This window comes from Sorangium aterium (assembly GCF_028368935.1).
Taxonomy (GTDB): Bacteria; Myxococcota_A; Polyangia; order Polyangiales; family Polyangiaceae; genus Sorangium; species Sorangium atrum.
This window is the reverse complement of sequence record NZ_JAQNDK010000002.1, coordinates 1920671-1947046: the sequence shown is the minus strand read 5'-3', so window position 1 is coordinate 1947046 and position 26376 is coordinate 1920671. Positions and strand designations below refer to the sequence as shown.

At 68.6% G+C, this 26376-nt stretch carries 18 protein-coding genes and 5 tRNA genes; 5 read left to right on the top strand and 18 right to left on the bottom strand.

Translation table 11 applies throughout. The features are described 5' to 3' along the window. Window positions 1-3: 3 nt before the first annotated feature. The 16 genes from POL72_RS22325 to POL72_RS22250 all read right to left on the bottom strand — a co-directional run bounded on the left by POL72_RS22325 (window position 4) and on the right by POL72_RS22250 (window position 17282). Window positions 4-2244 (bottom strand): HD domain-containing phosphohydrolase, encoded by a 2241-nt coding sequence (locus tag POL72_RS22325; RefSeq protein ID WP_272097524.1) that lies wholly within the window; start codon window positions 2242-2244, stop codon window positions 4-6. Between the two features lie 396 nt (window positions 2245-2640). Next, window positions 2641-6924 carry a DNA-directed RNA polymerase subunit beta' gene (gene rpoC, locus POL72_RS22320; protein WP_272097523.1) on the bottom strand — a complete coding sequence of 1428 codons (4284 nt, stop codon included), beginning with the start codon at window positions 6922-6924 and terminating at the stop codon, window positions 2641-2643. Window positions 6925-7065: 141 nt separating this feature from the next. Further along, window positions 7066-11202 (bottom strand): DNA-directed RNA polymerase subunit beta, encoded by a 4137-nt coding sequence (gene rpoB, locus POL72_RS22315; protein WP_012233045.1) that lies wholly within the window; start codon window positions 11200-11202, stop codon window positions 7066-7068. 366 nt (window positions 11203-11568) lie between these two features. After that, complete coding sequence (rplL, locus tag POL72_RS22310) at window positions 11569-11958, bottom strand: 50S ribosomal protein L7/L12 (protein ID WP_272097522.1); 390 nt, start codon at window positions 11956-11958, stop codon at window positions 11569-11571. Between the two features lie 99 nt (window positions 11959-12057). Beyond that, window positions 12058-12588 carry a 50S ribosomal protein L10 gene (rplJ, locus tag POL72_RS22305; RefSeq protein ID WP_012233043.1) on the bottom strand — a complete coding sequence of 177 codons (531 nt, stop codon included), beginning with the start codon at window positions 12586-12588 and terminating at the stop codon, window positions 12058-12060. A gap of 3 nt (window positions 12589-12591) precedes the next feature. Beyond that, complete coding sequence (rplA, locus tag POL72_RS22300) at window positions 12592-13302, bottom strand: 50S ribosomal protein L1 (RefSeq protein ID WP_272097521.1); 711 nt, start codon at window positions 13300-13302, stop codon at window positions 12592-12594. 141 nt (window positions 13303-13443) lie between these two features. Then, window positions 13444-13887: a 50S ribosomal protein L11 gene (rplK, locus tag POL72_RS22295; protein ID WP_272097520.1), complete on the bottom strand. Its 444-nt coding sequence runs from the start codon at window positions 13885-13887 to the stop codon at window positions 13444-13446. 117 nt (window positions 13888-14004) lie between these two features. Further along, window positions 14005-14535 (bottom strand): transcription termination/antitermination protein NusG, encoded by a 531-nt coding sequence (gene nusG, locus POL72_RS22290; protein WP_012233040.1) that lies wholly within the window; start codon window positions 14533-14535, stop codon window positions 14005-14007. A 30-nt stretch (window positions 14536-14565) separates the two neighbouring features. After that, window positions 14566-15195 (bottom strand): preprotein translocase subunit SecE, encoded by a 630-nt coding sequence (gene secE / locus POL72_RS22285; RefSeq protein WP_272097519.1) that lies wholly within the window; start codon window positions 15193-15195, stop codon window positions 14566-14568. Between the two features lie 87 nt (window positions 15196-15282). Continuing rightward, window positions 15283-15355: transfer RNA gene (locus tag POL72_RS22280), tRNA-Trp, on the bottom strand. 29 nt (window positions 15356-15384) lie between these two features. Next, complete coding sequence (rpmG, locus tag POL72_RS22275; protein WP_012233038.1) at window positions 15385-15555, bottom strand: 50S ribosomal protein L33; 171 nt, start codon at window positions 15553-15555, stop codon at window positions 15385-15387. A gap of 9 nt (window positions 15556-15564) precedes the next feature. Next, entirely contained in the window at window positions 15565-16755 is a 1191-nt protein-coding gene (gene tuf / locus POL72_RS22270; protein WP_012233037.1) for an elongation factor Tu, read from the bottom strand. Between the two features lie 52 nt (window positions 16756-16807). Continuing rightward, a tRNA-Thr gene (locus POL72_RS22265) sits at window positions 16808-16883 on the bottom strand. Between the two features lie 16 nt (window positions 16884-16899). Next, a tRNA-Gly gene (locus tag POL72_RS22260) sits at window positions 16900-16972 on the bottom strand. Between the two features lie 74 nt (window positions 16973-17046). Continuing rightward, window positions 17047-17128 (bottom strand) — tRNA-Tyr (locus POL72_RS22255). A gap of 81 nt (window positions 17129-17209) precedes the next feature. Next, window positions 17210-17282, bottom strand: a tRNA-Thr gene (locus POL72_RS22250). Between the two features lie 761 nt (window positions 17283-18043). Between POL72_RS22250 and POL72_RS22245 the strand changes: the two genes are divergently transcribed. Beyond that, entirely contained in the window at window positions 18044-19855 is a 1812-nt protein-coding gene (locus POL72_RS22245; RefSeq protein ID WP_272097518.1) for a serine/threonine-protein kinase, read from the top strand. Window positions 19856-20042: 187 nt separating this feature from the next. Then, window positions 20043-20336, top strand: coding sequence for a hypothetical protein (locus tag POL72_RS22240; protein ID WP_272097517.1), 294 nt, complete (start codon window positions 20043-20045; stop codon window positions 20334-20336). A 314-nt stretch (window positions 20337-20650) separates the two neighbouring features. Here the strand turns inward: POL72_RS22240 and POL72_RS22235 are convergent, their stop codons facing one another. Further along, the gene (locus tag POL72_RS22235; RefSeq protein ID WP_272097516.1) at window positions 20651-22126 is read right to left on the bottom strand and encodes an MXAN_5187 C-terminal domain-containing protein; all 1476 of its coding nucleotides are present in this window, start codon (window positions 22124-22126) and stop codon (window positions 20651-20653) included. A gap of 5 nt (window positions 22127-22131) precedes the next feature. Next, on the bottom strand, window positions 22132-23043 hold the full coding sequence (locus tag POL72_RS22230) for a DUF6250 domain-containing protein (protein ID WP_272097515.1): 912 nt from the start codon (window positions 23041-23043) through the stop codon (window positions 22132-22134). A 53-nt stretch (window positions 23044-23096) separates the two neighbouring features. On the opposite strand from POL72_RS22230, the gene POL72_RS22225 reads away from it, so the two are divergent. From POL72_RS22225 to POL72_RS22215, 3 genes are all read left to right on the top strand, one after another. Beyond that, window positions 23097-24548: a prolipoprotein diacylglyceryl transferase gene (locus POL72_RS22225; RefSeq protein ID WP_272097514.1), complete on the top strand. Its 1452-nt coding sequence runs from the start codon at window positions 23097-23099 to the stop codon at window positions 24546-24548. Window positions 24549-24551: 3 nt separating this feature from the next. Further along, window positions 24552-25241 (top strand): bifunctional phosphoribosyl-AMP cyclohydrolase/phosphoribosyl-ATP diphosphatase HisIE, encoded by a 690-nt coding sequence (gene hisIE, locus POL72_RS22220; protein WP_272097513.1) that lies wholly within the window; start codon window positions 24552-24554, stop codon window positions 25239-25241. A 206-nt stretch (window positions 25242-25447) separates the two neighbouring features. Further along, window positions 25448-26368: a hypothetical protein gene (locus POL72_RS22215; protein ID WP_272097512.1), complete on the top strand. Its 921-nt coding sequence runs from the start codon at window positions 25448-25450 to the stop codon at window positions 26366-26368. Window positions 26369-26376: the final 8 nt, after the last annotated feature.

Sequence of the window (26376 nt, the reverse complement as noted above, 5' to 3'; positions counted from 1 at the left end):
CGCCTAGGACAGGGTCCCTTCGTCGAGGCGGCGCATCCCTTCGAGCAGCAGCGCCTCCGGTGACGCCGTGATGCTGCGGGTGCTGGGCGAGAAGCTCGGGTCGAGGCGGAAGTCGCCCTCCCGGAGCGTGAGCATCCGGTAGAACGCGTCCTCGCCCTGCGCGCCGGCCCAGAGCGCATGGACGACCTGCCCGTCGGCGAAGTGGATCTCGCCGGCCATGGAGTTCGCCTGGATCTTGAGCGCGCACGTCTTCCGGCCGTGCCAGAGGATCTGGATCATGTCCGGCAGGCCCATCTCGGCGAGCGAGCCGGACACGCCGCGGGGGACGGCGGTCGTCGAGCGCCGCTCGATGAGCTGGCGGAGCTTGGCGGCCATGACGTCGGTCGACGCCGGCTTCGAGACGAAGTCGTCGACGCCGAGATCGAAGGCGCGCTGGGCGGTCTGCCGGTCCGTCTTCGCCGTGAGGATGACCCACGTCTTGTCGCGGCCGAAGCCGAGCTTCAGCGCGTCGGCGCGGAGCGCGAGGCCGGCGTCGGGCTCCTCGAGGTCGATCTCGCTGACGACCACCTCGATGTCCTTCGTCTCGAGCTCGCGGCGCGCCTGCGCCACGTTGCGCGCGATCGAGACCTCGAAGCCCTGCTCGAGCAGGCGCAGCTCGAGCACCGTCGTCTCCTCGGGATCCGGGTCGACGATGAGCGCCTGGTGCCGATCGGAGAGCAGCTTCGCGCGCATGTCGTCGCCGGTCATGACCTGGCGGAAGAGGTCGACGATGTTCGGATCGAAGATGGTGGCGCGGTACTGGGCGAGCACGTCGCAGGCCTCCGGCGGGCGGAGCGCCTTGCGGTACGGGTTGCGCGGGTTCTGCGTGAGATCGGCGTAGGTGTCCGCGACCGCGAGGATGCGCGCCCCGAGCGGGATCTCCTTGCCCGACAGGCCATCGGGGAAGCCGCTGCCGTCGTAGCGCTCGTACATCATGCTGATCGCCGAGACGACCTCCTGCGGCAGCCCCACCGACTCCATGAGGTGCGCCGGAAGATCGACGCTCTTCGTCGCGGCGAGCCGGTGCCCCTCGTACTCGGCGACGTTGAGCGCCGTGAGGTGGTACGGGCCGTTCTTGCCGAGGTCGTGCAGGTAGGCCGAGGCCACGTAGCTCGCGACCGTCGTCGGCGGAAGGCCGATGCGCTCGCAGAGCTTGCGCACGATGCGAGCGACCGTGGACGAGTGGCCTCGAAGGTCCTGCCGCGCGTTCTCGAGCAGGCTCACGAGGACGTTGAGCGTCTCGACGTACGCGTGGGTCGTGGTCGGGTGCGCCGGCGGCGGGGGCGGCGCCACGGCGACCGGCGCGGAGATCGGGGCGGGAGCGACCTGCTGCTGCGGAGGCGGCGAAGGAGGCACCGGCGTGGGCGGCGGGCCGGCCGGGGCCACCCGGGGCGGCGCGGAGGGCGCCCGCATCACCGCGGGCACCTGCGGCGCCGTGACGAGCGCCGCCGGTATTGGCGCCGCCTGCGTGGGCGCCGCAGCGTGCGCCGGCTGCGCGTGCATCGCCTGCGGGTGCATCGGCGCCGCCTGCGTGGGCGCCACGTGCGCCGGCGGCACGTGCATCGTCTGCCCGTGCGGCGGCAGCGGGACCGCCGCGGGCACGTGCGTCATCGACGCGCGCTCGTGCGTGATCGACGCGCGCTCGTGGGTCATCGACGCGCGCTCGAAGGGGTTATTGCTGTTGGTGTAGAGGATCTCGTCGAACGAGTTGACCGGGCGCAGCAGCGAGCTGAACGCGGTCGTGTCGCCCCGGTAGTGGTACGCGATGGCCGCGCGGACCGCCGCCGGCCTGGCGACGATGGCGCGTACGTCCCGCACGCCCGCGGCGAGCCGGATCTCGTGCAGCGCGACGTCGTTGTCGGGATCCGCGGTCGCGACCGACAGCGTCGTGTTCCGATCGTCGAGCAGGACCGGGAAGACGCCGTGCAACGTCGCGGTGATCGCCGAGACCTTGGCGAGCACGCGGGGCTCGATGATCGCCTTCGATAGCTTCTCGGTCGAGACGAAGCGGGTGTTGTGGACGGTCGCGATGAACTTCAGGAGCTCGGCCTCGTTGACGATGTCGAGCTCGATGATGGCGTCCTCGATACGGCCGCGCGTACGCATCGCGTACTCCACCGCACGACGGTGATCGTCCGGGGTGATGCGCCCCTCGAGGACGAGGCGATCGGCAATCCGCTGGTTCAATCCTTGAACGGAAGCCATCGAAACCCTGATTCTACCCAGAAATTGGAGGTGGCGCGCCCAAGAACCCTCGCGGAACGGGAGCACGCGGGGAGAGCTGGCCAGCCGCTAGCGGCGTATACAGCCATGGGGTGCGCTCGAGGAATGAGAGCAGAGCTCGGCGCGGCGCGCGAGCCCCGTGAGCGCTCCAGCCGACGCCGGTTGGCTGGCGATGCCCGCTCGACCCGATACGCTGCGACGTGGAAGTGAAGACTGACCCCGGGTGGGCGCGCACGCCACGTCCGGCGCGGCCCGCCAGGTGGGTGAGCCTGGGGCGAAGCGGAAGACGCCTCCCGAGACGGCGCAAACGCGCTTCGGGAGATGGGCGGCGCGCCCGGGGTCGGGGTTGAATCCCGCCCTGGGCGCGCCGGCAGGAGATCACTCCTCGTTCACGGCCGTGAGCGTCTCCTCGGGACGCGGCCGCGGGGCGACGTACGGCGCTTGCGCCACCGGCTCGCCCTCGACCACGACCTGGAGGCGCTTGTAGGCGGGCAGCCCCGTCCCGGCCGGGATCAGGCGGCCCATGATGACGTTCTCCTTGAGACCGCGGAGATCGTCCGTCTTGCCGTTGATCGCGGCCTCGGTGAGCACCTTGGTCGTCTCCTGGAACGACGAGGCGCTGATGAACGACTCGGTCGACAGGCTGGCCTTGGTGATGCCGAGGAGGAGCGCCTCCGCGATGGCGGGCTTGCCGCCGCGCTCGAGCACGGTCTCGTTCTCCTTCTCGAAGATGTGCTTCTCGACCTGCTCGTCGACGAGGAAGTTCGTATCGCCGACCTCGCGCACGCGGACCCGCCGGAGCATCTGCCGGACGATGACCTCGATGTGCTTGTCGTTGATGCCGACGCCCTGGAGCCGGTAGACCTGCTGGATCTCGTTCACGAGCCAGGCCGACAGCTCCTTCTCGCCCTTCACCCGGAGGATGTCGTGCGGGTTCGGCGGGCCGTCCTGGAGGGGGTCGCCCGCGCGCACCCGGTCGCCCGGCTGCACCTGGATGTGCTTGCCCTTCGGGATCAGGTACTCGCGCGCCTGATCGCCGAGCGCGTGCCCGTCCGGTGAGTACGGCGTGATGATGACCTTCCGCTTGCCCTTCGTGTCCTTGCCGAACGTGACCTCGCCGTCGATCTCGCTGATGATCGCGTGATCCTTCGGCTTTCGGGCCTCGAACAGCTCGGCGACGCGGGGCAGACCGCCGGTGATGTCCTGCACCTTCGTCGTGTCGCGCGGGATCTTGGCGATGACCTCGCCGGCCTCGATGAGATCCCCCTCCTGCGCGACGATGTGGGCGCCGACAGGGAGCAGGTAGCGCGCCTCGAGCTCGCTGTTCGGGAGCTTCAGCGTCCTGCCCGACTCCGGGTCCTTCAGCGAGATGCGCGGGCGGACGTCGGCCGCCTTCGACTCGATGACGACCTTTCGCGAGAGGCCCGTCACCTCGTCGAGGCGATCCTGGACGCTGACGCCCTCGATGAGGTCGCCGAACTTCACAACGCCGGAGACCTCGGTGAGGATCGGCGTCGCGAACTGGTCCCACTCGGCGAGCAGCTCGCCCGGCTTGGTGCGCTCGCCGTCGGCCTTCTTGAGGATGGCGCCGTAGACGAGGCGGTTGTGCTCGCGCTCGCGGCCCGTCTCGTCGACGACCACGATCTCGCCGTGGCGGTTCATGACCACCATGGTGCCGTCCTTCTTCTTCTGGACGACCGCGCGGCGGAGACGGACGGTGCCCTCGGTGCGGGCCTCGAGGTAGCTCGCCTCGATCTTGCCGCGCGCCGCGGTGCCGCCGATGTGGAAGGTGCGCATCGTGAGCTGCGTGCCCGGCTCGCCGATCGACTGGGCGGCGATGATGCCCACCGCCTCGCCGATGTTGACCCGATAGCCGCGGGCGAGGTCGCGCCCGTAGCACAGCGCGCAGACCCCGCGGCGGAGCTGGCACGTGAGCACCGAGCGGATGACGACCTCCTCGATGCCGGCGTCCTCGATGGACCGCACCGCCTGCTCGTCGAGCTCGGTGTTCGCCGTGATGAGCACCTCGCCGGTGAGCGGGTCGACGACGTCCTCCAGCGCGACGCGGCCGAGGATGCGGTCGCCGAGCGGCTGGATGACCTCGCCGGCCTCCTCGAGCTTCGCCACGCGGATGCCGTCGAGCGTGCCGCAGTCGAACTCGGAGATGACCGCGTCCTGCGCCACGTCGACGAGACGCCGGGTGAGGTACCCCGAGTTCGCCGTCTTGAGCGCCGTGTCGGCGAGCCCCTTCCGGGCGCCGTGCGTCGAGATGAAGTACTGGAGCACGCTGAGACCCTCGCGGAAGTTCGCGGTGATCGGCGTCTCGATGATCTCGCCGGACGGCTTGGCCATCAGGCCGCGCATCGCGGCCAGCTGCCGGATCTGCTGCGTGGAGCCGCGCGCGCCGGAGTCGGCCATGATGTAGATGGGGTTGAAGCTCGGCTCGATCGACTCCTTGCCCGTCTCGTGATCGACGACGGTCTCCTTGCCGATGCCGCCCATCATCTCGGTCGTGACCTGGTCGGCGATGCTCGCCCAGATATCGACGATCTTGTTGTACCGCTCGCCGTCGGTGATGAGCCCCTCCTGGTACTGCTCGACGACGCGCTCGACCTCCTTCTGCGCCTCGCCCAGGAGGACCTTCTTGGCCGCCGGGATCACCATGTGATCCATGCAGATCGAGATGCCCGCCCGCATCGCGTGGTCGAAGCCGAGCGTGCGGAGCCGGTCCGCGAGGAGGACGGTCTCCTTGTTGCGGTGGATGCGGTAGCAGACGTCGATGAGCGCCGAGAGCGCCTTCTTGTCGAGGGTCTTGTTCGCGTACTCGAACGCGACCCCCTTCGGGAGGACCTCGGAGATGATGACGCGGCCCACCGTGGTCTCGACGATGCGGCGCTTCACGTGGCCGAACTCGTCGAGCTGCGGGTTGCCGTCGTCGTCGATGATCGGGACGCGGACGCGGACGCCGGCGTGCAGCGCGACCTCGCCGTTGTCGTAGGCCATCCGCACCTCCTCGGGGGAGGCGTAGATGCCCCGCAGGTAGCCCTGCGCCACGCCGTCCTCGCCGAAGGCGAGGGTGTCCGCGCGGTACGACCCCTTCTCGAACTTCCGCTCGCGGGTCGCGTAGTAGAGCCCGAGCACGATGTCCTGGGTCGGGTTGATGATCGGCTTGCCGCTCGCGGGCGAGAGGATGTTGTTCGTGCTCATCATGAGCACGCGCGCCTCCATCTGCGCCTCGACCGACAGCGGCACGTGGACCGCCATCTGGTCGCCGTCGAAGTCGGCGTTGAACGCCGCGCAGACCAGCGGGTGCAGCTGGATCGCCTTGCCCTCGATGAGGACCGGCTCGAACGCCTGGATGCCGAGGCGGTGGAGCGTCGGGGCGCGGTTCAGGAGCACCGGGTGCTCGCTGATGACCTCCTCGAGGATGACCCAGACCTCCGGGCGCTCCTTCTCCACCATCTTCTTGGCGCTCTTGATGGTGTTGACGTAGCCGCGCTCTTCCAGCTTGTTGTAGATGAACGGCTTGAAGAGCTCGAGCGCCATCTTCTTGGGCAGGCCGCACTGGTGCAGGCGCAGCGTCGGGCCGACGACGATGACCGAGCGGCCCGAGTAGTCGACGCGCTTGCCGAGCAGGTTCTGGCGGAACCGGCCCTGCTTGCCCTTCAGCATGTCGGAGAGCGACTTGAGCGGGCGCTTGTTCGGGCCGGTGATCGTCTTGCCGCGGCGGCCGTTGTCGAACAGCGCGTCGACCGCCTCCTGCAGCATCCGGCGCTCGTTCCGGATGATGATCTCCGGCGCGTTCAGCTCGAGGAGCCGCTTCAGGCGGTTGTTGCGGTTGATGACGCGGCGGTAGAGGTCGTTGAGATCGCTGGTCGCGAAGCGGCCGCCGTCCAGGGGGACGAGCGGGCGCAGATCCGGCGGGAGCACCGGGATCACGGTCAGCATCATCCACTCGGGCCGGTTGCCGCTCTCGCGGAACGCCTCGACGACCTTGAGCCGCTTCGCGAGCTTCTTCCGCTTGGCCTCGCTGGTCGCGGCGCGCATCTCCGTCCTGAGCAGCTCCGCCAGGCCGTGGACGTCGACCTGCTTGAGCATCTCGAGGATCGCCTCGCCGCCCATGCCGGCGCTGAACTTGTCGTCACCGTACTCGTCGAGGAGCTGCAGATACCGCTCCTCGCTCAGGAGATCGCCCCGCATGAGGCCAGTCTCCTTGGGATCGATGACGATGTACGCCTCGCAATAAAGCACCTTCTCCAGGTCCTTGAGCGTGATGTCGAGCATGTTGCCGATGCGCGACGGCAGGCTCTTCAGGAACCAGATGTGGGCGACCGGCGTGGCCAGCGAGATGTGCCCGAGCCGCTCGCGCCGGACCTTCGACTGGATGACCTCGACGCCGCACTTCTCGCACACGATCCCACGGTGCTTCATGCGCTTGTACTTGCCGCAGTTGCACTCGTAGTCCTTCACAGGCCCGAAGATCTTGGCGCAGAACAGACCATCGCGCTCCGGCTTGAACGTCCGGTAGTTGATGGTCTCCGGCTTCTTCACCTCGCCGTGCGACCACTCGCGGATCTTCTCCGGGCTCGCGAGCGAGATGCGGATGGCGCTGAACGACAGCGGGTCCTTGGGCTTCTCGAAGAAGCTGAAGATGTCACGCATGGAGACCTCCGGAGACAGAAACGAAACCGATGAACCTGTCCGCGCCCACTGCTTGAGCGCTCGGGAGCGCGCCGCCCGCGCGGCGCGCCTCCCCTGCCGTCACCGAAAAGGCGCGCGGCGCTCGTGACGTGACGAACTGCATCACTCCTCTTCCTCCGCGGCCGACGCCTCCACGCCCGCGCTCGTCTCGACCAGCTCGACGTTCAGGCACAGCGACTGGAGCTCCTTGATGAGCACGTTGAAGCTCTCCGGCAGCCCCGCCTCCAGGGTGTAGTCCCCCTTCACGATGGCCTCGTACATCCGGGTGCGGCCCATCACGTCGTCGCTCTTCACGGTGAGGAACTCCTGCAGCGCGTAGGCCGCGCCGTAGGCCTCCATCGCCCAGACCTCCATCTCGCCGAGCCGCTGCCCGCCGAACTGCGCCTTGCCGCCGAGGGGCTGCTGCGTGACGAGCGAGTACGGTCCGATCGAGCGAGCGTGGATCTTGTCGTCGACCAGGTGGTGGAGCTTCAGCATGTACATGATGCCCACCGTGACGTTCTGATCGAACGCGTCGCCCGTGCGCCCGTCGAAGAGGATCGCCTGACCCGAGGTCGGGAGACCCGCGAGATCGAGGGCGCCCTTGATGTCCGACTCGTGCGCGCCGTCGAACACCGGCGATCCCATGAACACGCCCTCGTCGACCGTCTTGACGAAGCGCTTGACGTCGCCGTCATCGAGGTTGTCGAAGAAGCCGTTCATCGTCTCGTCGCCCGCATAGATGGCCTTCAGGTGCTCCTTGATCTCGGCGCTCGCCCGCTGCTGCTCGATCATCCGCTGCAGCTGGTTGCCGAGCTCGAAGGCGCCCCACCCGAGGTGGATCTCGAGGATCTGGCCGACGTTCATGCGGCTCGGCACGCCGAGCGGGTTCAGCACGAGATCGACCGGCCTGCCGTCCTGCAGATACGGCATGTCCTCCTCGGGGAGGATGCGGCTGATGACGCCCTTGTTGCCGTGGCGGCCCGCCATCTTGTCGCCGACCTGGAGCTTGCGCTTGATGGCGATATAGACCTTCACCATCTTGATGACGCCCGGCGGCAGCTCATCGCCCTTGGAGAGGCGATCGATCTTGTCGCGGAAGTGCTCCTCGCGCGTGCGGACGAGCTCCTCGAGGTCGCGCAGGATCTGCTGGACCCGCTCGGCGTCGTCGACGGGGATCTCCCCCCAGTACTTGCGGGGGATCTCGGCGAGCGAGGGCTCGTCGATGATGGCGCCCTTCTGGAAGAGCACCTTGCCCTTGTCGTCGACGAGCTTGCCCGTCGCCTCCTTGCCGAGGAGGAGCTCGCGGATGCGGCGGAAGAACGAGTCGCGGAGGATCTTGATCTCCTCGTCGCGCGTCCGCTCGATCCTGGCCCGCTCCTGATCCTCGATGTCCCGCGCGCGGTCGTCCTTCTCGGTCCCCTTGCGGGAGAACACGCGAGCGTTGATGACGATCCCGCCGACGCCGGGCGGCACCTTGAGCGAGCTGTCGCGGACGTCGCCGGCCTTCTCGCCGAAGATCGCCCTGAGCAGCTTCTCCTCGGGGGAGAGCTGGGTCTCGCCCTTCGGCGTGATCTTGCCGACCAGGATGTCGCCCGGCCGCACCTCGGCCCCGATGCGCACGATGCCGGAGTCGTCGAGGTCCTTGAGCGCCTCCTCGCCGACGTTCGGGATGTCGCGGGTGATCTCCTCCTTGCCGAGCTTCGTGTCGCGGGCGACGCACTCGAACTCCTCGATGTGGATCGAGGTGAACACGTCGTCCTTGGCGATGCGCTCGGAGACAAGGATCGAGTCCTCGAAGTTGTAGCCCTGCCACGGCATGAACGCGACGAGCACGTTCTGGCCGAGCGCGAGCTCGCCCATGTCCGTCGACGGGCCGTCGGCGAGCACGTCGCCCTTCTTCACCACCTCGCCCGTCCTGACGACCGGCTTCTGCGTGTAGCAGGTCGACTGGTTCGAGCGCTGGAACTTCATGAGGTGGTAGATATCGGGCACCTCGGCGCCCTCGCCCTCGGCGCGGACGACGATGCGCGTCGCGTCGACGCTCTCGACGACCCCGGGGCGCCGCGCGATGACGCAGACGCCGGAGTCGCGGGCGAGCCGCTCCTCCATGCCGGTGCCGACGAGGGGCGCGTGCGACTGCACGAGGGGCACGGCCTGACGCTGCATGTTGGCGCCCATGAGCGCGCGGTTCGCGTCGTCGTGCTCGAGGAACGGCACGAGCGCGGCGGCGACCGACACCATCTGGTTCGGCGCGACGTCCATCAGCTCGACCATCTCGGGCGTGACGATCTTGAACTCGCCGTTGTAGCGGGCCGAGACCAACGACTCCTTGAAGCGACCGCCCTCGTCGAGGTTCACGGTCGCCTGCGCGATGTACTTGCCCTCCTCTTCGAGCGCGGAGAGCCAGATCACGTCCTCGGTCACCCGGCCGTTCTCGACCTTCCGGTACGGCGTCTCGACGAACCCGAACTCGTTCACGCGGGCGAACGTCGACAGCGAGGCGATGAGGCCGATGTTCGGCCCTTCCGGCGTCTCGATCGGGCAGATACGGCCGTAGTGGGTCGCGTGGACGTCGCGCACCTCGAAGCCGGCCCGCTCGCGGGTCAGGCCGCCCGGGCCGAGCGCCGAGAGGCGGCGCTTGTGGGTGACCTCCGAGAGCGGGTTGGTCTGGTCCATGAACTGCGAGAGCTGGGAGCTCCCGAAGTACTCCTTCACGACCGCGCTGACCGGCTTCGCGTTGATCAGATCGTGGGGCATGAGCGTGTCGATCTCCTGCGACATGCTCATGCGCTCCTTGATCGCGCGCTCCATGCGGACGAGGCCGATGCGGTACTGGTTCTCCATCAGCTCGCCGACCGCGCGCACGCGGCGGTTACCGAGGTGGTCGATGTCGTCGACCGAGCCGCGCCCGTTCTTGAGCTCGATCAGGTGGCGCACGGTCTCCAGGATGTCCTGGGGCGTGAGCACCGTGAGATCGAGACCCGGCCGCTCGTCCTCGGGGACATCCCGGTAGAACTTGTAGTTCAGCTTCAGCCGGCCGACCTTCGACAGGTCATAGCGCTCGGCGTTGAAGAACAGGTTGTGGAACAGGGTCTTGGCGGTCTCGAGCGTCGGCGGATCGCCCGGCCGCAGCCGCCGGTAGATCTCCAGGATCGAGTCCTCCATCGTCTTCACCTTGTCGGTGAGCAGCGTGTCGCGGAGGTACGAGCCGACGTTCAGGCCGTCGATGAAGAGGATGCGGAACTGCTCGATGTTCGCGTCGCGCAGCCGCTCGAGCTTCGCCTCGGTGAGCTCCTCGTTCACCTCGACCACGACCTCGCCGGTCTCCGGGTCGACGATGTCGTGCGCCGCGACCTTCCCGACGAGCTCCTCCGGCTCGAGGCTGAGCCGCTCGAGCTTCGCCTCCTTCATCTTCCGGATGGCAGCGCGGGTGAACTTGGTGTTCTTCTTGACGATGACGTCGTTGCCGATCTTGATGTCGCGCGTCGTCCGCTGACCGGCGAGGAGATCGTACTCGATGCTCTTCGCGTACTTGCCACCCTTCTCGAGGTACACGGTCTCGGTCGAGTAGAAGTAGTTCAGCAGGTCCTGGGTCGAGTACCCGAGCGCGCGCAGGAGCACCGTGGCGTGCATCTTCCGCCGGCGATCGATGCGAACATAGATGATGTCCTTCGGGTCGAACTCGAAGTCGAGCCACGAGCCGCGGTACGGGATCACGCGCGCGGAGTAGAGCAGCTTGCCGCTGGAGTGCGTCTTGCCCTTGTCGTGATCGAAGAAGACGCCGGGGCTCCGGTGCAGCTGGCTGACGACGACGCGCTCGGTGCCGTTGATGATGAACGTGCCCGTCTCGGTCATCAGCGGGAGCTCGCCGAAGTAGACCTCCTGCTCCTTGATGTCGCGCACGATCCGCTCCCCGCCGTCGCGGGTGTCGTAGATCATCAGCTGGTTCGTGACCTTGATCGGCGCCGAGTAGGTCATGCCGCGCTGGCGGCACTCATCGACGTCGTACTTCGGCGGCTCGAGGTTGTACGAGACGAAGACGAGCTCGCTCGTGCCGTTGAAGTCTTTGATCGGGAAGACCGAGCGGAACACCGCCTGCAGCCCGACCTCCTCCCGCTCGTTCGGCGGAACGCTCATCTGGAGGAATTTGTCGTAGCTCGACTTCTGGATGTCGATCAGGTTGGGGACGTCGATGATGCGACGAACGCGACCCAGGTTCTTACGGACGCGGAAGTTGGATTGGACGACCGACGGCATCGATTTCCTCCGGCTCACACGAGCCGTGCGGGGCGGGCGCACGGCTCGAACCGAGCAACGAACACGAAGCTACGCACGAATGGCGAGCGAGCGTCCCCAGGGAATGAGGACCCAAAACATCTTGGCTGTGGGGGCAGAGCGGACCGCGTGGCGACCCATTGAGCTCCGACGTTGGCCGAGGACCCGCACCCGCGGTCCTCTTCAGAGTTGACCGAGGACCCGTACTCGCGGTCCTCTTCAGCGTTGCGCGAGGGCCCGCATCCGCGGTCCCGTTCATCAGACAAAAGCCGGACGTGCGGCAGGGACGACCGCCCCTGCCGCCGTCCGCCGGCGGATCCCGATTTCCCTAGCAGGGAGCGGTGATCGTTACTTGAGCTCGACGGTAGCACCTGCCTCGACGAGCTTCTTCTTCATCTCCTCCGCGTCCGCCTTGGAAACCTGCTCCTTGACGGTCTTCGGCGCGGCCTCGACCAGGTCCTTCGCCTCCTTCAGGCCCAGACCGGTGATCTCGCGGATCGCCTTGATGACGCCGATCTTGTTGCTGCCGGCGTTCGCAAGGATGACGTCGAACTCGGTCTGCTCCGGGGCCTTCTCGGCCGGAGCAGCGCCGGCCGCGGGGCCGGCGGCGACGGCCACGGCCGCGGGGGCAGCCTTGACGCCCCACTTGTTCTCGAGGTCCTTGATGAGCTCGGCGATCTGGATGACAGGGAGGTTGGAGAGGTAATCGACGACCTGCTCGCGCGTGATCTCAGCCATTGCAAGACTCCTTCAAACTCTTCTGCGCGCCCCGGGGAGGGGGCCCATGTAAACCAAAACCAGACGGGCGCAAGGCCCAATTGATACGAAAGCGCCCTCTCAGGCCTGCTTGCCCGCTTCCTCTTCCTTCGCCTTCAAGAGATAGGCGAAATTCTGGAGAGGCGCGTTGAGCTGCTGCACGAACTGCTGGAGCGGCGCCTGCAGCGTCGCGAGCAGCGTGGCACGAAGCTCATCCTTGCCGGGCATCGTCGCGAGCTGCGTCTCGACGGCGTCGCCCGAGAGGATCTGCCCCTCGATGAGCCCCGCCTTGATCTGCAGCTTCTGGTTGTCCTTGCGGAACGCCTTGACGACCTTGGCTGCCGCGCTCGGATCCTCGTAGCTCCAGGCCACGCCGGTCATGCCGGTCAGGCTCTTCGAGAGGGTCTTCGCCCAGGGGTGCTCCTTGATGGCGTGGCGGACGAGCGTGTTCTTCACGACCCGGTACTCCACGCCGGACTTCCGGAACTCATCGCGAAGCTTGGTGACCGCCTCGACGTTCATCCCCTTGAAGTCCAGGAAGACCGCGGAAGACATCCGCTCGAACTTCTGCCGGACGGAGCCGATCAGCACTTCCTTCTGGGACCGTTCCATGGGCTACGCCTCCTCCGTCTTGCCGATGAAGTGGACCGGGTCGATGCGAACCCCGGGGCCCATCGTGGAAGACAGCGTGATGCTCCGGAGGTAGATGCCCTTGGCCGTCGCCGGCTTGGCCCGGACGAGCGCCTGGATCAGCGCGTCCGCGTTCACGTGGAGCGCGTTCTCCGCGAAGGAGACCTTGCCGATCCGCGCGTGCACGATGCCCGCCTTCTCGACGCGGTACTCCACCTTGCCGGCCTTCGCCTCCGAGACGGCCGTCTTCACGTCGAACGTCACGGTCCCGACCTTCGGGTTCGGCATCAGGCCGCGCGGACCGAGGATACGGCCGAGCTTGCCCACCAGACCCATCATGTCGGGCGTGGCGATCACGCGATCGAAGTCCATGAAGCCTTCCTGGACCTTGTTCACGAGATCCGCCTCGCCGACAAAGTCGGCGCCGGCCGCCTCGGCCTCCTTGGCCTTCTCACCCTTGGCGAAGACCAGGACCCGGAGCGACTGCCCCGTCCCATGCGGCAGCACGACGGCGCCGCGGACCATCTGGTCTGCGTGCCGCGGGTTGACGCCCAGCCGGACCGCGAGGTCCACCGTCTCGTCGAACTTGGCGGGCGCCGCTTGCTTCACGAGCGCGCACGCCTCCTGCAATGTGTACTTTCGCGCGCGGTCGACGACTGCCCGCGCTGCGACTTTCTTTTTGGCGACTTTCGGCACATGCCCTCCTTCTTAACGGCTCTCGCCTCCCACGGTGCGCCTGAAACTACCGTGGTAAGTCTTGCTTCTGGCCCGCCGGGCGCCCCTCGGGACGCCAGCGCGGCGGGGGGCGCATCCCCGACGGCGGGGAGCGCGACCACCTCAGTCGACGACGTCGATGCCCATCGAGCGCGCCGTGCCCGCCATGCTGCGCATCGCGGACTCGAGGTTGGTCGTGTTCATGTCCTGCATCTTGAGCTGGGCAAGCTCCTGCAGCTGCTTCTGCGTGACCTTGCCCACCTTGACCTTGTTGGGCTCCTTGGAGCCCGCGCCCGGCTTCTTCTTCGTCTCGAGCCCCGCCGCCTTCTTGAGGAGCACGGAGGCCGGCGGCGTCTTCATGATGAACGTGAACGAGCGGTCCGAGTAGACCGTGATCACCACCGGGATGATCATGTCCCCCTGCGCCGCCGTCCGCGAGTTGAAGTCCTTGCAGAACGCCATGATGTTGACGCCGTGCTGGCCGAGCGCCGGACCGACGGGGGGCGACGGGTTGGCCTTGCCCGCCGGAAGCTGCAGCTTCACGTACCCTGTGACTTTCTTCGCCATGATGAATCTCGCACCCTATCGAACCGCCGCCCGACGGGCGGTCTACTATTCAGAGAAACAGCGAAGCACCGCGGAGGCGCGGTGCTCGCCCGCAGGTTTGCAGCCGTCCGTTCCCGGCTAGCGCTTCTCCACGGCTGAGAAGTCGAGCTCCACGCTGGTGGGTCGGCCGAAGATGCTGACCTTCACCTTGAGCTTCTGCTTGTCCATCTTCACGTCGTCGACCGTGCCGGTGAAGTTCGCGAAGGCGCCATCGAGGACCCGCACCTCCTCACCCACCTCGAACGTGAGCCGCGGCTTCGGCTTGACCGCCCCTTCGACGATCCCCCGCCGGAGATTGTCGATCTGAACGATCGGGACCTCCTGCGGCGTCTGGTTGCCGATGAAGCCGGTCACCTTGGGGGTGTCCTTGACCAGGTGCCAGACCTGCTCGTTCATCTCCATCTCCACGAAGATGTAGCCGGGCAGGCTGAGCTTCTGACGCACGCGGGTCTTACCGCCGGGACGGTTCTCCGTGACCGTCTCGCTCGGGATGAGGATCTCGCCAAACCGATCTTCCAGGCTGTACTGCTTCACGCGCTGCTGGAGCGCGTCGCGCACCTTCGCCTCGTATCCCGAGTAGGTATGGATGACGTACCACTTCTTGGCCATGGCGCTTGATTCCCTCAGGATCTCCCTGCTTCAGCTTCCATCGCCGTAAACGATGTTGGTCACGAATGCCCAGAAGCGGTCGAGCAGCGCCAGGTAGAGGGTCGCCACGGTGGTCGTCGCGATGACGACGAACGTCGCATTCGTCACCTCTTTCTTGGTCGGCCACTTCACCTTCGCCAGCTCGGCGGCGACCTCGTCGCTCCAGGCGCGGAGCTCGGCGTTGCGGAACGCGCGCAACACGACGACCAGCGCGACGACGCCGCCGACGATCATGCCGTACGTCGTCTTGTCGTCGTCACCCACCGCGGCGAGCGCCGGAAGCGTCCGGCTGAACCAGTCCTTGTTGGCCAGGGTCGCCCAGACGCCATGGACGACCTTGCCAAGCAGGTAGGCGAGCAGCATCCCCGCGGCGAAGAAGCCGGCGAGCACATAGCGCTCCGAGCCGAGCTGAGCAGCCGCGACCTCTTCGTCCTCGGCCTCATCGGCCTCGTTCGACTCATCGGCCCGCTGCGCCTCGGCGTCCTTCGCGTCAGCAGCCCCCGTCCTCTCGCTCTGCGCCACGAGGGACGAGTCCTCGGCGGGCGAGCTCGGTCCGGATTCTTCCGGCTCCTCGTCCTCCGCGACCTTCGGCGGCTGCTTGTCTTTTTGACCCTTCGCCATAACAACACCAAACGCGCCGACCCGCGGCAGACAGAGGCCTGCTCGGTGGGGATCCAAGGGCGGCCATGGGGCACCCACATCCCCCGGCAGGGGCAGAGAGGCTCGAACTCCCGACCTGCGGATTTGGAATCCGCTGCTCTACCAACTGAGCTATACCCCTAGAATCGCTGCGCCTTCCTGAGCACCCGTTCACTTCGTCTCGTCGTGAACCGTGTGCTTCTTGCACTGCTTGCAGAACTTCTTGAGCGACACCACCTGGTCCGGCGCCTTCGTGGTCTTGTAGTTCCGCGACTTGCACTCGCGACAGGCCAGTGAGACGGCGATGCGCGCCGCACGCCACCCACCGGCCTGCTCGCCCACGTCGGCCTCCTACGCGAGGATCTTGGTGACGACGCCGGCGCCCACCGTCTTGCCGCCCTCGCGGATGGCGAAGCGCATCTGCTCCTCCAGCGCGACCGGCGCGATGAGCTCGATCGTCATCGTGATGTTGTCGCCCGGCATCACCATCTTCACCCCCTCGGGGAGGTTCACCGTGCCGGTCACGTCCGTCGTCCGGATGTAGAACTGCGGCCGGTAGTTGGTGAAGAACGGCGTGTGGCGCCCGCCCTCCTCCTTCTTGAGGACGTACACCTCACCGGTGAACTTCGTGTGCGGCGTGATCGACCCGGGCTTCGCCAGCACCTGGCCGCGCTCGATCTCTTCCTTCTCCACGCCGCGGAGCAGACACCCGACGTTGTCGCCCGCCTGCCCCTGATCGAGCAGCTTGCGGAACATCTCGACGCCGGTCACGACCGACTTCTTCGTGTCCTTGAAGCCGATGATCTGCACCTCGTCGCCGACCTTGATCACGCCGCGCTCGATGCGGCCCGTGGCCACCGTGCCGCGGCCCTTGATCGAGAACACGTCCTCGATCGCCATCAGGAACGGCTTGTCGATGTCGCGCACCGGCTCGGGGATGTAGCTGTCCAGCGCGCTGAGCAGCTGCTGGATCGTCTCCTCCCACTTCGGGTCGCCCTGCAGGGCGGGCAGCGACGCGCCCCGGACCACCGGCGCGTTGTCGCCGTCGAACTTGTACTTCGACAGCAGCTCGCGGACCTCCATCTCGACCAGGTCGAGCATCTCCGGGTCGTCCACCGCGTCGCACTTGTTGAGGAACACGACGATGTGGTTCAGGCCGACCTGCCGGGCGAGCAGCACGTGCTCGCGCGTCTGCGGCATCACGCTGTCGAGCGACGACACGACGAGGATCGCCCCGTCCATCTGCGCCGCGCCGGTGATCATGTTCTTGATGTAGTCGGCGTGCCCGGGGCAGTCGACGTGCGCGTAGTGGCGGTTCGCCGACTCGTACTCGACGTGCGCCGCCGCGATGGTCACCGTCTTGGTCTCGTCACGGACCGTCCCGCCCTTCGCGATGTCGGCGTACGAGATCGCCTTCGCCAGGTTGCGCTTCGACTGCACCTTGACGAGCGCCGCCGTGAGCGTGGTCTTGCCGTGGTCGATGTGGCCGATGGTGCCCACGTTCACGTGCGGCTTCGTACGAGTGAATTTCTCCTTGGCCATCGAGATGTCTCCTGCCGAAATGAAGTTCGCGACTGCGTTTCGCTGTCCTCGCTGGAGCCCACCATCGGGATTGAACCGACGACCTCGTCCTTACCAAGGACGTGCTCTGCCAACTGAGCTAGGTGGGCAAACGACCGACCACGGAGCGGGCGACCGGGTTCGAACCGGCGACGTTCAGCTTGGAAGGCTGACGCTCTACCAACTGAGCTACGCCCGCGGGCTTCCGTCGGGAGTGACCCCAGCGGATCTGGATCCTGGTCGGACCGCCTTCGGAGCGTAAAGACGCCCCGGTGGAGGGTGATGGATTCGAACCATCGTAGGCATTGCCGGCAGATTTACAGTCTGCTCCCTTTGGCCGCTCGGGCAACCCTCCAGATTTTCTCTATTTATTAGATTTTGCCGACTTTGTCTCTGCCGCGACCTCCCGAACCATCGACCTGTTGCCTTGCATCGGAGCTGACGAGGGGACTTGAACCCCTAACCCCCTGCTTACAAGGCAGGTGCTCTACCGATTGAGCTACGCCAGCGGCATCCACCCGCTGCCCGTCCCCGGGCTCCGGGAAACGTGCGTGCTGACCTAGCGAAATGTCCCAAGACCGATCACTTCTGTGCGAGCAATCAACTCCCGGCCCTGCTGGATCGCCGCCTGCACGGTTCGGAGTGCCCCGACCGGGCTGGACCGCAGCGAGGTGAAGCAGTTGGTGCCGCTCACGTCGCTCCGAAGGTAGACGAATCCCGCGAAGGGAGGAGGCTCTTAGCCCCCTGCAAGAGACGTGTCAAGCGGTGTGCATCGTTTTCGTCCGTTTCGCTGGAATCGGCTTCGAGAGCGCGGGGCTGGCCGCGCCGTCGAGGTGGGCGGTCCAGAGCACCGGCGTCCTCCAGCGGCGCCGATCTCGCTCGAGCGCTCCCGGTTTTCAAGTGCGGACGTCGAGGAGCACGCTCCCGCGGCGCGCGGAGGGCAGCGGCGCGGCCCGCGCGGGGTCGCCCGGGCCGCGTTCCCCGCGCCGAACGCCACGCGCAGCGACGGCGTGGCGCGGGCGAGCGGCTGCGTGAGCGCGAACGCAAGCGAACGCAAGCGAACGCAGACGAACGCCAACGAGGGCGAAGACCAGGACGACGAGGAGGACGAGGACGCGCGCTGGCGGCGCCTCGGGCCAGCGAGAGGTCCCTTGCGCTCCGCTCGCGGCTGCTGCGATCCTGCCCGGCGCACGTTCGCTCGGGCGCGCCGCGGAGCGGCTCGAGGCGACGATCGCGTTCCGTCATGCTTCGGGGGTAGAGGTTCGATCGCATGGAATGTCCCGCTTGCCATCAGCCAAACATCGATGGGGCGCGCTTCTGCGCCACGTGCGGCGCGCTCCTCCCTGTCGCGCCGGTGGAGGCAGACCCGCTCATCGGCGCGATCGTCGGCGGCCGGTTCCGCATCATCGGCGTGCTCGGCGAGGGCGGGATGGGCCGCGTCTACAACGGCGAGCAGCCGATGGGGACGTCGGTGCGGAAGGTCGCCATCAAGACGCTCCTCTCGCAGCACGCGAAGGATCCGCAGGTGGTCGCGCGCTTCATGCGGGAGTGCGGCACGGTCAGCGAGCTCGAGCACCCGAACACCATCAAGGTCTACGACTTCGGGCAGACGAACACCGGGGAGCTCTACATCGCGATGGAGCTCCTCAACGGGCAGTCGCTGGAGACGGCGCTCGAGCGGGGCGGCGCGCTCTCTCCAGAGCGCGTCGATCGCATCATCGCGCAGACGTGCGGGTCGCTCCAGGAGGCCCACGAGAAGGGGATCGTCCACCGCGACCTGAAGCCCGCCAACATCTTCTTGACCAAGCGCGCCGGCGAGGAGGACTACGTCAAGGTCCTCGACTTCGGCATCGCGAAGCGCGACGAGCGCAGCGCAAAGGCCGAGCAGAAGCTGACCCAGCAGGGGACGGTGCTCGGGACCCCGCCGTACATGAGCCCCGAGCAGTTCACGGGGACCGAGCTCGACGCGCGGAGCGACATCTACTCGCTCGGCGTGCTGACCTACGAGATGCTCACCGGGCGCCTGCCGTTCGACGCCGACACGCCATGGGCGTGGGCGACGCAGCACATGACGGCGCAGCCGTTCCCGTTCGAGGCGGTGCCGATGGGCGCCGCGGCCCCGCCGAAGATGAAGGCGGCCGTCATGAGGGCCCTCAGCAAGAGGCGCGAGGACCGGCAGCAGTCGGCGCGGGAGTTCTACGAGGATCTCACGATCGGCGCGGGCGCCCGCCTCTCGGTGCTCGCGGCGGCGCCCCGCACGCTCGTCGGGAGCGACGCGCCGACCAGCGGGACGGCGCTCATGCCGTCGCGCTCGGGTCAGACGCAGCTCGGGGAGCCGCTGTTCGTCGCGGGGCCGCCCACGGGATCGGGACCGGTGAGGACCGTCGTCAACCATCAGGCCCATCAGGCCCATCAGGCCGCGACGGTCATGGATCAGGCTGTCGTTCCGGCGCACCCGGCCGTGCCCACGGGCAGCGGCCAGGTGTTCCCCGCGCCGCCGCCGGCTCCGCAGAAGAGCAAGGCAGCTCCGATCCTCGCCGCGGTCGCGGCCGTCGCGGTGCTCGGCGTCGTGGGCGTCGTCATGATGACGAGGGGGAGCGGCGGGAGCACGACCGAGGAGAGCACGTCGACCGCGATCCCGCTGCCCACGGGCGCGCCGTCGGTCACCGTGGCATCGGATCCCGTGGGCACGCCCACGAGCACGCCCACCACCACCCCGGAGCCTACGCCGCCCGAGCCCAACGGCCCGGACAAGACGGCTCCGGACACCCCGAAGCACACGTCGACCCCGACGACCCCGGCCGCGACCACCGGACCCAAGGCCCCGCCGCCTGGCAACGAGAAGGCGGAGCAGGAGTGCAGGGCCGCGATCAACCTGGCGAACGGCGGCAACACGGATCTCGCGGTGAAGCGCTTCGCGGCCTGCGATGGCCCCAAGAAGGCCGAGGCGAGAGCCGCTATCAGCGGTAGCGCCAAGCGTGCGGTCGCGTCCAAGGGGTGCGCGGCGAAGTCCCACGCCTTGGCCGCCGCGCGGATCGGGGCAGGCGAGGCGATGTCCCAGCTGCCAGCGCAATGTCGGTGAAGGACGTGGGCCGGATCGAGCACAACGCCCAGAGGGTCCGGGCTGTTCCAGGCTTGCCTTGACGCCCGATTTTGAGCGGTGCTAGATCCTGCCCCGACAGTTCTGAAAGTTCAGTGCACGCCGCGCCCTGGCTTTGCTTGGTCGGCGCTTGACTTTGGAACATGGGGGAGAAGGTCGCTCACGGGAAATGGGCAGTAAGATTCGTTTGGTCGCGCCTCGAATGAGCTGGCGCGACATATGTCGATCTGAACAGTTCGCTGGGCGATGGATCGCCCTTGACAATGTCAAATACGTTCAAGGCGGTTCCCAGCCGGCCGAAGCCGACGTTGTGGACGCCGACGATGACCTGGCCGACTTATGCGCGAGGATGCGCGAGGCCGACCGCACGGCGTGTGCGATCCTCTTCGTCGAGGACGACACCGGAGTACCTGCGCGGGTCCAGCGGCTGCCGCAGCTTTGGCGCCGCGTCGCACATCACTGATCCGCCGGAACATCCTCATCCGCCCAGCCCAGCCGTCTGACGCGGCGAGCGCCCTCAGGAGCGTCTCGGCTAGAGCGGGGCGCAGCGTCGTGAGATACGGGCTCAGCCGCTAGGCAGGCGAGTGAGGCGTACGAAAGTACGCCGCAGCGAGCCGAACGACGCGGATGAGCCCGTAGCGCACGAAACTGCACGCCGCTCTAACCGAGCTTGGCTCGGAGAGCTCATGCTCTTGGCGCTCGCCGCCCCGAACGCTGCTCGCGCGCCGATCCCTGCCTTGGGATGTCGCGTCCGCCCTGCCGCCAGCCGATCTCCGGCTACTTGAGGATCGGCTTCAGCAGGGTCTTGCCGTCCTTGACGACGACATCGTAGTCGACGGACTTGGCCGGGTTCGTCGCACGCAGCTTCGCGGCCTGCGCGCGGAGGCTCTCGGCCAGGCGCTCGTAGGTGACGCCGGCCGTCGACTCACGCGCGGCGCGCTTCGTCTCGACGTACTTCGCGTAGATCTGACGCAGCCGCTGCTCCGGGAGCTCGTCGTCGCGCGCAGCAGATCGCTGCGGGGGCGGCCCGGGTCGCGCGCGCACCGCGGTGTCGAGGCCGGCGCGCGCGGCCTCCGGGGGGCGCGACGGCGTCCGCGGCGCCGGGCTCCGAGCGCCGCTCGCCGCGCCGGCCTCCGCGGCAGGCGGCGCGGTGGAGCGACGGCGCCGGGCCGACGGCGGGCGCTCCGAGTGCACGCGCTCCTGCCGCCTCGCTCCCGCGCCCTTCGCCTCAGCGACCGCTGGAGCTTCGGCCGGAGGGCCGGGAGAAGGCTTGACGGGAACCGGGGGCGGCGGTCGCTTCGGAGCGGGCGGAGGCTCGGGCGCGACGTCTGCCAATACGTCCGGAGGCCCGGCCGCGGCCTTCGCCGCGTCGCCGGTCTTGGTGCGCTGAGCGCGCATCTCCGCCGCGAGCTCGGCGAGCCGCTGGCGGCTGTTCCCGCCCGCCGCGGGCTGGGCCTTCTCGACGGCAGCGCGCGCCGAGGTCTTCGCGCCCGCCGGCGAGGCCTCGACCGGCTTCGCCTCTGCCGGCTTGATCTCCGCCGGCTTCTGCTGCGGCCTGGTCAGACCGAGCCCCCGGGGCAGCCCTCCCAGCGGAGCGGGCTTCACGGCCGCGGCGGCCTGCGGCATGGCAGGCGGCGCGAGCGCGGGGCGCCCCGGCGAGCTGGCGGGCGCCGCGCTCGCCGCCTCCGGCGCGGTCAGCGGCGCGACCGCGGCGCGAGGCGCGACCTCCTCGGCGGCCAGCGCGGCCAGCGATCGCTTCCCCGCCAGCAATGCGGCGGGCAAAGGAGGGGGCGCCAGCGTGACCGCCTCGTCGTCGACGTCGATCTCGTCGTGATCGCCGCCGTCATCGGCGCGGTGGACCGGCTCGCGCGCCGTCTCCTGCTGCTCGGCGAGCTCCGCGTAGCGCTCCGCCCGCTTGCGGCCGACGACCGTGAGCGCCTCCTTCGCGCCGACCCGCTTCGCTGCGCGGATGACGTCGCGGCGGTACGTGCCGTTCTCGATCTCGCGCGAGACGCGGCCCCAGTACTGCTGGAACGTGTTGTAGCGCTGGATGAGCATCTGGAACTTGAACCGGAGCCCGGTGTTCCTGATCTGCTCCCGCCGCATCACCCAGATGCGACGCTCGACGTCCTTGCGCGGGATGAGCGGCTCCAGCCGCTCGATCCCCATGAAATACTGCTCGTAGAGCGCGCGCAGCCGCTCGATGCGCGTCTCCAGCTCCTCGAGCTCCCGCTCGACCTCACCCGATTCCATCGCGGCTAGAGGGGCGTGATGCGCAGGTTGTCGAAGCAGACCGGCGCATCCCATGCGTTGAAGCCCATGTGCTCGTGCCCTGGACCGGAGAGCGGAGCAGGGTCGCTGAGCTCCAGATACTCGACGTCGTTCACCGACCAGGAGAGGGTCCTGCCGTCACGACGCTCTATCCGGAAGCGATACGGTTGCCCCGGTGCGACCGGGCGCGCTCGGTCGTCGTCGCTGTCTGGATCCACGTCGATCTCCAGCCGATCGGCGCCATGCTCGTCGAGGCGCGCGAGCACGTGCTTGGTGTTCTTCCATCCTCCGAGGATCACGAGGTAGCTCGTCGCGTTCGTGTAGCTCGCCGCCGTCGCCCCGCTCCGACCGTCTCCCCAGAGCTCGGCCTTGAGATCGCCGTCCGGGGCCTCGGCGATGGCCTCGAACTCGATCCGGGCGTTCTGCGGCAGCGGCCGATTCAACCACACGCCGCGGTTCCTCGCGGCGCGCACGCAGAGCTGCCCCTCGTCGATCGCCCACTTGGAGCTCAGGGCGTTCCAGTCGGGGCCGAGCGCCGACCGGTTGAAGTCGTCCTCGAACACGCCCGTCCCCTGCGCTCCCTGAGCTGCACCCGCGGTCGAGGAGACCGACGGTGCGACCGTCCCGGCCGGCCGCGCGCTCGCATCCCCCGTGGCCGGCCCTTCAGGAACACACGCCGCGCTCACGAGCAGTCCAGGCACTGCGAAGACCCCGACGGTGGCACGGCCAGAGAGCACGGAATCGATGCTAGCAGCGGCGCGCGCGGACTTCGAGGGTCGCTTCGCGGGCGCCGTCGACAGGATGGGGAGAGCGCCGCGCTTCGCTGACGGCCCGGGCACATCGAGATCGCCCGACGCGGTGGGACCAGCGTCAGCGAGCGCCTTGGCTCGCTGCGTCATGCGCGAGAGACGATGCTTGATGGTCCCCAAGCCCAGGCGTAAGGAGAGGCGCCATGCATCCCATCCTGTTTCGCGTCCCGCTGCCCGCCTGGACCGTGCCCCTGCTCTGGGTCTTCCTGATCGCTGCGGGCATCGCTTTCGCGGGCGCGATCGGGCTGCTCATCGCGAAGAACAAACCAGGCGCGGCGACCGCGGGCATCGCAGGCGTCGCGCTCGCCGCGATCGCCTCCCAGGTCAAGGAGCAGACCTACACCCTGGGTCCGCTGCCCATCTACAGCTACGGTGTCATGCTCGGGCTCTCGCTCGTGGTCGGCTGGTACCTGACGCTCGGGCTCGCGGAGCGCGACGGCCTGCCGAAGGAGACGATGGCCAACTGCTACGTCGTCACCGCCCTCGCCGCGGTCGTCGGGTCGCGCGTGCTCTACATCCTCACGAACCTCGACGAGTTCGACTCGTTCGGCGCGATGTTCGACATCCGCCGCGGCGGGCTCGTGGCGTACGGCGGCTTCCTGGGCGGCTTCCTGGGCTCGTACCTGTTCCTGCGCTCCCATCGCATCCCGCTGCTCCCCTGGGCCGACGTCGCCGTCCCGAGCCTCGCCTCGGGCCTGATGATCACGCGCATCGGGTGTTACCTCTTCGGCTGCGATTTCGGCCGTCCGCTCGGCGAGACGGCGCCCGCCTGGCTGAAGAAGCTCGGCACGTTCCCGCGCTGGGCCGAGGGCACGCTGGACCACGGCAGCGGGTCCCCGGCGTGGGTGCAGCACGTCAAGGAGCGCGGGCTGGATCCGACCGCCGAGGCGTCGCTCGCCGTGCACCCGACGCAGATCTACGAGTCGCTCGTCGGCGCAGGGCTGCTCGCGCTCCTGCTCCTCGCGCGCCGACGGCAGAAGTTCCGTGGCGAGATCTTCCTCATCTTCACGTTCTCCTACGGCGTCTGCCGCTACCTGCTCGAGCTCCTCCGCGACGACGCGGAGCGCGGCTCGATCCCGCCGACGCTCCCGGAGCACGTGTTGCTCCCCGCCGGCCTCGTGATCTTCGCCGTGGGGTACACGATCGGGTTCTCCCACCTCCTCCGCGACAACGTGGTGCGCAAGGTGACGCAGGTGCTGTCCTTCGGTCCCGCGATCGCCCTGTACCTGGCCCTCAGGCCCGAGACGTTCGCCGCCTCGGCGACCCTCCAGTACTCGACCTCCCAGGCCGTCGCGCTGGCGACCGGGATCGCCGCGTCGATCGCGTTCGCGGTCTATCACAAGGCCGCCCTGGACCACCCGGAGCAGGCGATGGCGCTCAGCCTCCCGGAGAGCCCCGCCGCGGCCGCCGACAGGCAAGCAGACGGAGACGACGACGAGGACCAGGACGACGAGGACGAGGACGACACGCCGAGAAAGAAGCCGAGCGCGCCGTCGAAGGCCGGCGCCAGGCGCGGCAGCGCAAAGGACGAGGGCCGGGCGACGGCCCGCGAACACGGCGCCGCCGAGGCGCCCGACACCACCGGAGAGGCATAGACCGTGAAGATCGCATTCGGAGAGGGCAAGCTCGTGCCGGCCGTCGTGCAGGATCGGCTGACCGGGCAGGTCCGGATGCTCGCGTACATGACGCGGGAGTCGCTCGCCAGGACGCTCGAGACGGGGCGCGCCACCTTCTTCAGCCGATCGCGGGGCGAGCTCTGGGAGAAGGGGGCGACGAGCGGCAATACGCTCGCGGTGACGAGCATCCACGCCGACTGCGACGGGGATGCGCTCCTGATCCTCGCGGAGCCCCGCGGACCGACGTGCCACACGGGGAGCGCGAGCTGCTTCTTCCGGCAGGTCGATGCCCGCGGCGACGGGGAGCCCGAGGCCGCCGACGAGGGGCAGGACGCGTCCGCGCTGCTCGAGACCCTCGAGCGCGAGATCGAGACGCGCAAGGCGTCGTCGGCGACGAAGAGCTACACCCGGAAGCTGCTCGACGGAGGCGCGCCGCTCATCGGCGCAAAGCTCCGCGAGGAGGCCGGCGAGCTGGCCCAGGCGATCGCCGGAGAGAGCGACGAGCGCGTCGCGTCCGAAGCGGCGGACGTCATCTACCACCTGCTGGTCGGCCTCGCGTCGCGCGGCGTCCCGCTGCGCGCGGTGCTCTCGGCGCTCGCGTCACGCATGGGCATGAGCGGCCTCGTCGAGAAGGCGTCGCGGGCACCGAAGGACAGCGCGGGAAAGCCGTGACGCGCCGAGAGCCGCTGCCTCGATGTGGCGGCGGCGGCTCGCTCTTCGTATTCCGCAGCGCGGCGCTGCGAGCAGCCGCATAGCTGCAGCGCCGCGCAGCGAGCAGGCGCATAGCCCGTTGTAGACGGACGAGATTTCGCCGCCGCAACACGCTTCTGGCGCCGCCGCAGCTGCGCGCCGGGCCGCGCCCTCCGCGAAGGCAGCGCATGGGCTATTCTGGAGGGGTGAGCCCGTTCCGTGAGCCGCCCGGCGTCGAGCTCGGCCCGCTGGAGGTCGGCCTCGGGCGCGCGGCGCGGCGAGCCATGGTGGGCCTCATCCCGAGCGGAGGACGGCTCATCGCGCCGGACGGCTATGCGCGGACCCTCCACGGCGAAGGCGGCTCCTCGCGCGGCCGCTCGCACACCGCGGGCGCGCTGGGCTCCCTCGGGCTCTTGCTGGCGTCCGCCTGCGCCTTCATCGCGGCGACCGGCGGCTGGGAGCTGCACGGCCTCGAGGCCACGGCGGTGACGGTCGCGCTCGTGATCGCGGGCGGGGTTTCGCTGGCCGCGGTGCTGCGCGCCATCGATGCGCCGCGCGAACGCCTCACCGTGCGCGGCGCGGTGGTCGGCAGGGCGGCGAGGCGCGCGCTCCGCAGGGCATGGCGCCTCGCGCGCCACGCGGCGCGCGCGCCCGAGCGGTTCGGTCCTCGCCGCGTCACCGCGCTGCGCAAGACGCTCTCCATGCTCGCGGATCCGCTCATCGCCGACTGGATCCCCGCGGACGTGCGCGGCCGCGCGGAGCTCCTCCTCGCCCGCGCCATCGCCGCGAGCGTCGGCGCGCGCTGGGCGCGAGAGGCCAGCGTCCGGACCGAGGTCCGGGCGCTGCTGCTCGCCGCGGCCGATCACCTGATCGAGCCGACGCCGGCCCGGCTGGACCTGCTCGTGCTGGCAGAGCACACCGAGCCCGCTCCGACGCCCCGCGATGCGCGGTGGCCACAGCGCGTGAGCGCCGCAGCGCAGATCCGCCGCAGGGCGCCGTCGCGCCCTGTCCCCACCGACGCCGTCGCCGAGGACGCCGCGGCGGCGGTCGATCTCGACGCGACCGATTCCTCCGGCGAAGCGATCGATCGTGCTAGGGTGCGTGGCTGAAGGGCGCG

Bases quoted from the DNA above. Each gene is read 5' to 3' on its own strand.
- POL72_RS22325 (WP_272097524.1), bottom strand. From the start codon at position 2,244: ATGGCTTCCGTTCAAGGATTGAACCAGCGGATTGCCGATCGCCTCGTC.
- rpoC (WP_272097523.1), bottom strand. From the start codon at position 6,924: ATGCGTGACATCTTCAGCTTCTTCGAGAAGCCCAAGGACCCGCTGTCG.
- rpoB (WP_012233045.1), bottom strand. From the start codon at position 11,202: ATGCCGTCGGTCGTCCAATCCAACTTCCGCGTCCGTAAGAACCTGGGT.
- rplL (WP_272097522.1), bottom strand. From the start codon at position 11,958: ATGGCTGAGATCACGCGCGAGCAGGTCGTCGATTACCTCTCCAACCTC.
- rplJ (WP_012233043.1), bottom strand. From the start codon at position 12,588: ATGGAACGGTCCCAGAAGGAAGTGCTGATCGGCTCCGTCCGGCAGAAG.
- rplK (WP_272097520.1), bottom strand. From the start codon at position 13,887: ATGGCGAAGAAAGTCACAGGGTACGTGAAGCTGCAGCTTCCGGCGGGC.
- nusG (WP_012233040.1), bottom strand. From the start codon at position 14,535: ATGGCCAAGAAGTGGTACGTCATCCATACCTACTCGGGATACGAGGCG.
- secE (WP_272097519.1), bottom strand. From the start codon at position 15,195: ATGGCGAAGGGTCAAAAAGACAAGCAGCCGCCGAAGGTCGCGGAGGAC.
- tuf (WP_012233037.1), bottom strand. From the start codon at position 16,755: ATGGCCAAGGAGAAATTCACTCGTACGAAGCCGCACGTGAACGTGGGC.
- POL72_RS22245 (WP_272097518.1), top strand. From the start codon at position 18,044: ATGGAATGTCCCGCTTGCCATCAGCCAAACATCGATGGGGCGCGCTTC.
- POL72_RS22240 (WP_272097517.1), top strand. From the start codon at position 20,043: ATGGGCAGTAAGATTCGTTTGGTCGCGCCTCGAATGAGCTGGCGCGAC.
- POL72_RS22235 (WP_272097516.1), bottom strand. From the start codon at position 22,126: ATGGAATCGGGTGAGGTCGAGCGGGAGCTCGAGGAGCTGGAGACGCGC.
- POL72_RS22230 (WP_272097515.1), bottom strand. From the start codon at position 23,043: ATGACGCAGCGAGCCAAGGCGCTCGCTGACGCTGGTCCCACCGCGTCG.
- POL72_RS22225 (WP_272097514.1), top strand. From the start codon at position 23,097: ATGCATCCCATCCTGTTTCGCGTCCCGCTGCCCGCCTGGACCGTGCCC.
- POL72_RS22215 (WP_272097512.1), top strand. From the start codon at position 25,448: ATGGGCTATTCTGGAGGGGTGAGCCCGTTCCGTGAGCCGCCCGGCGTC.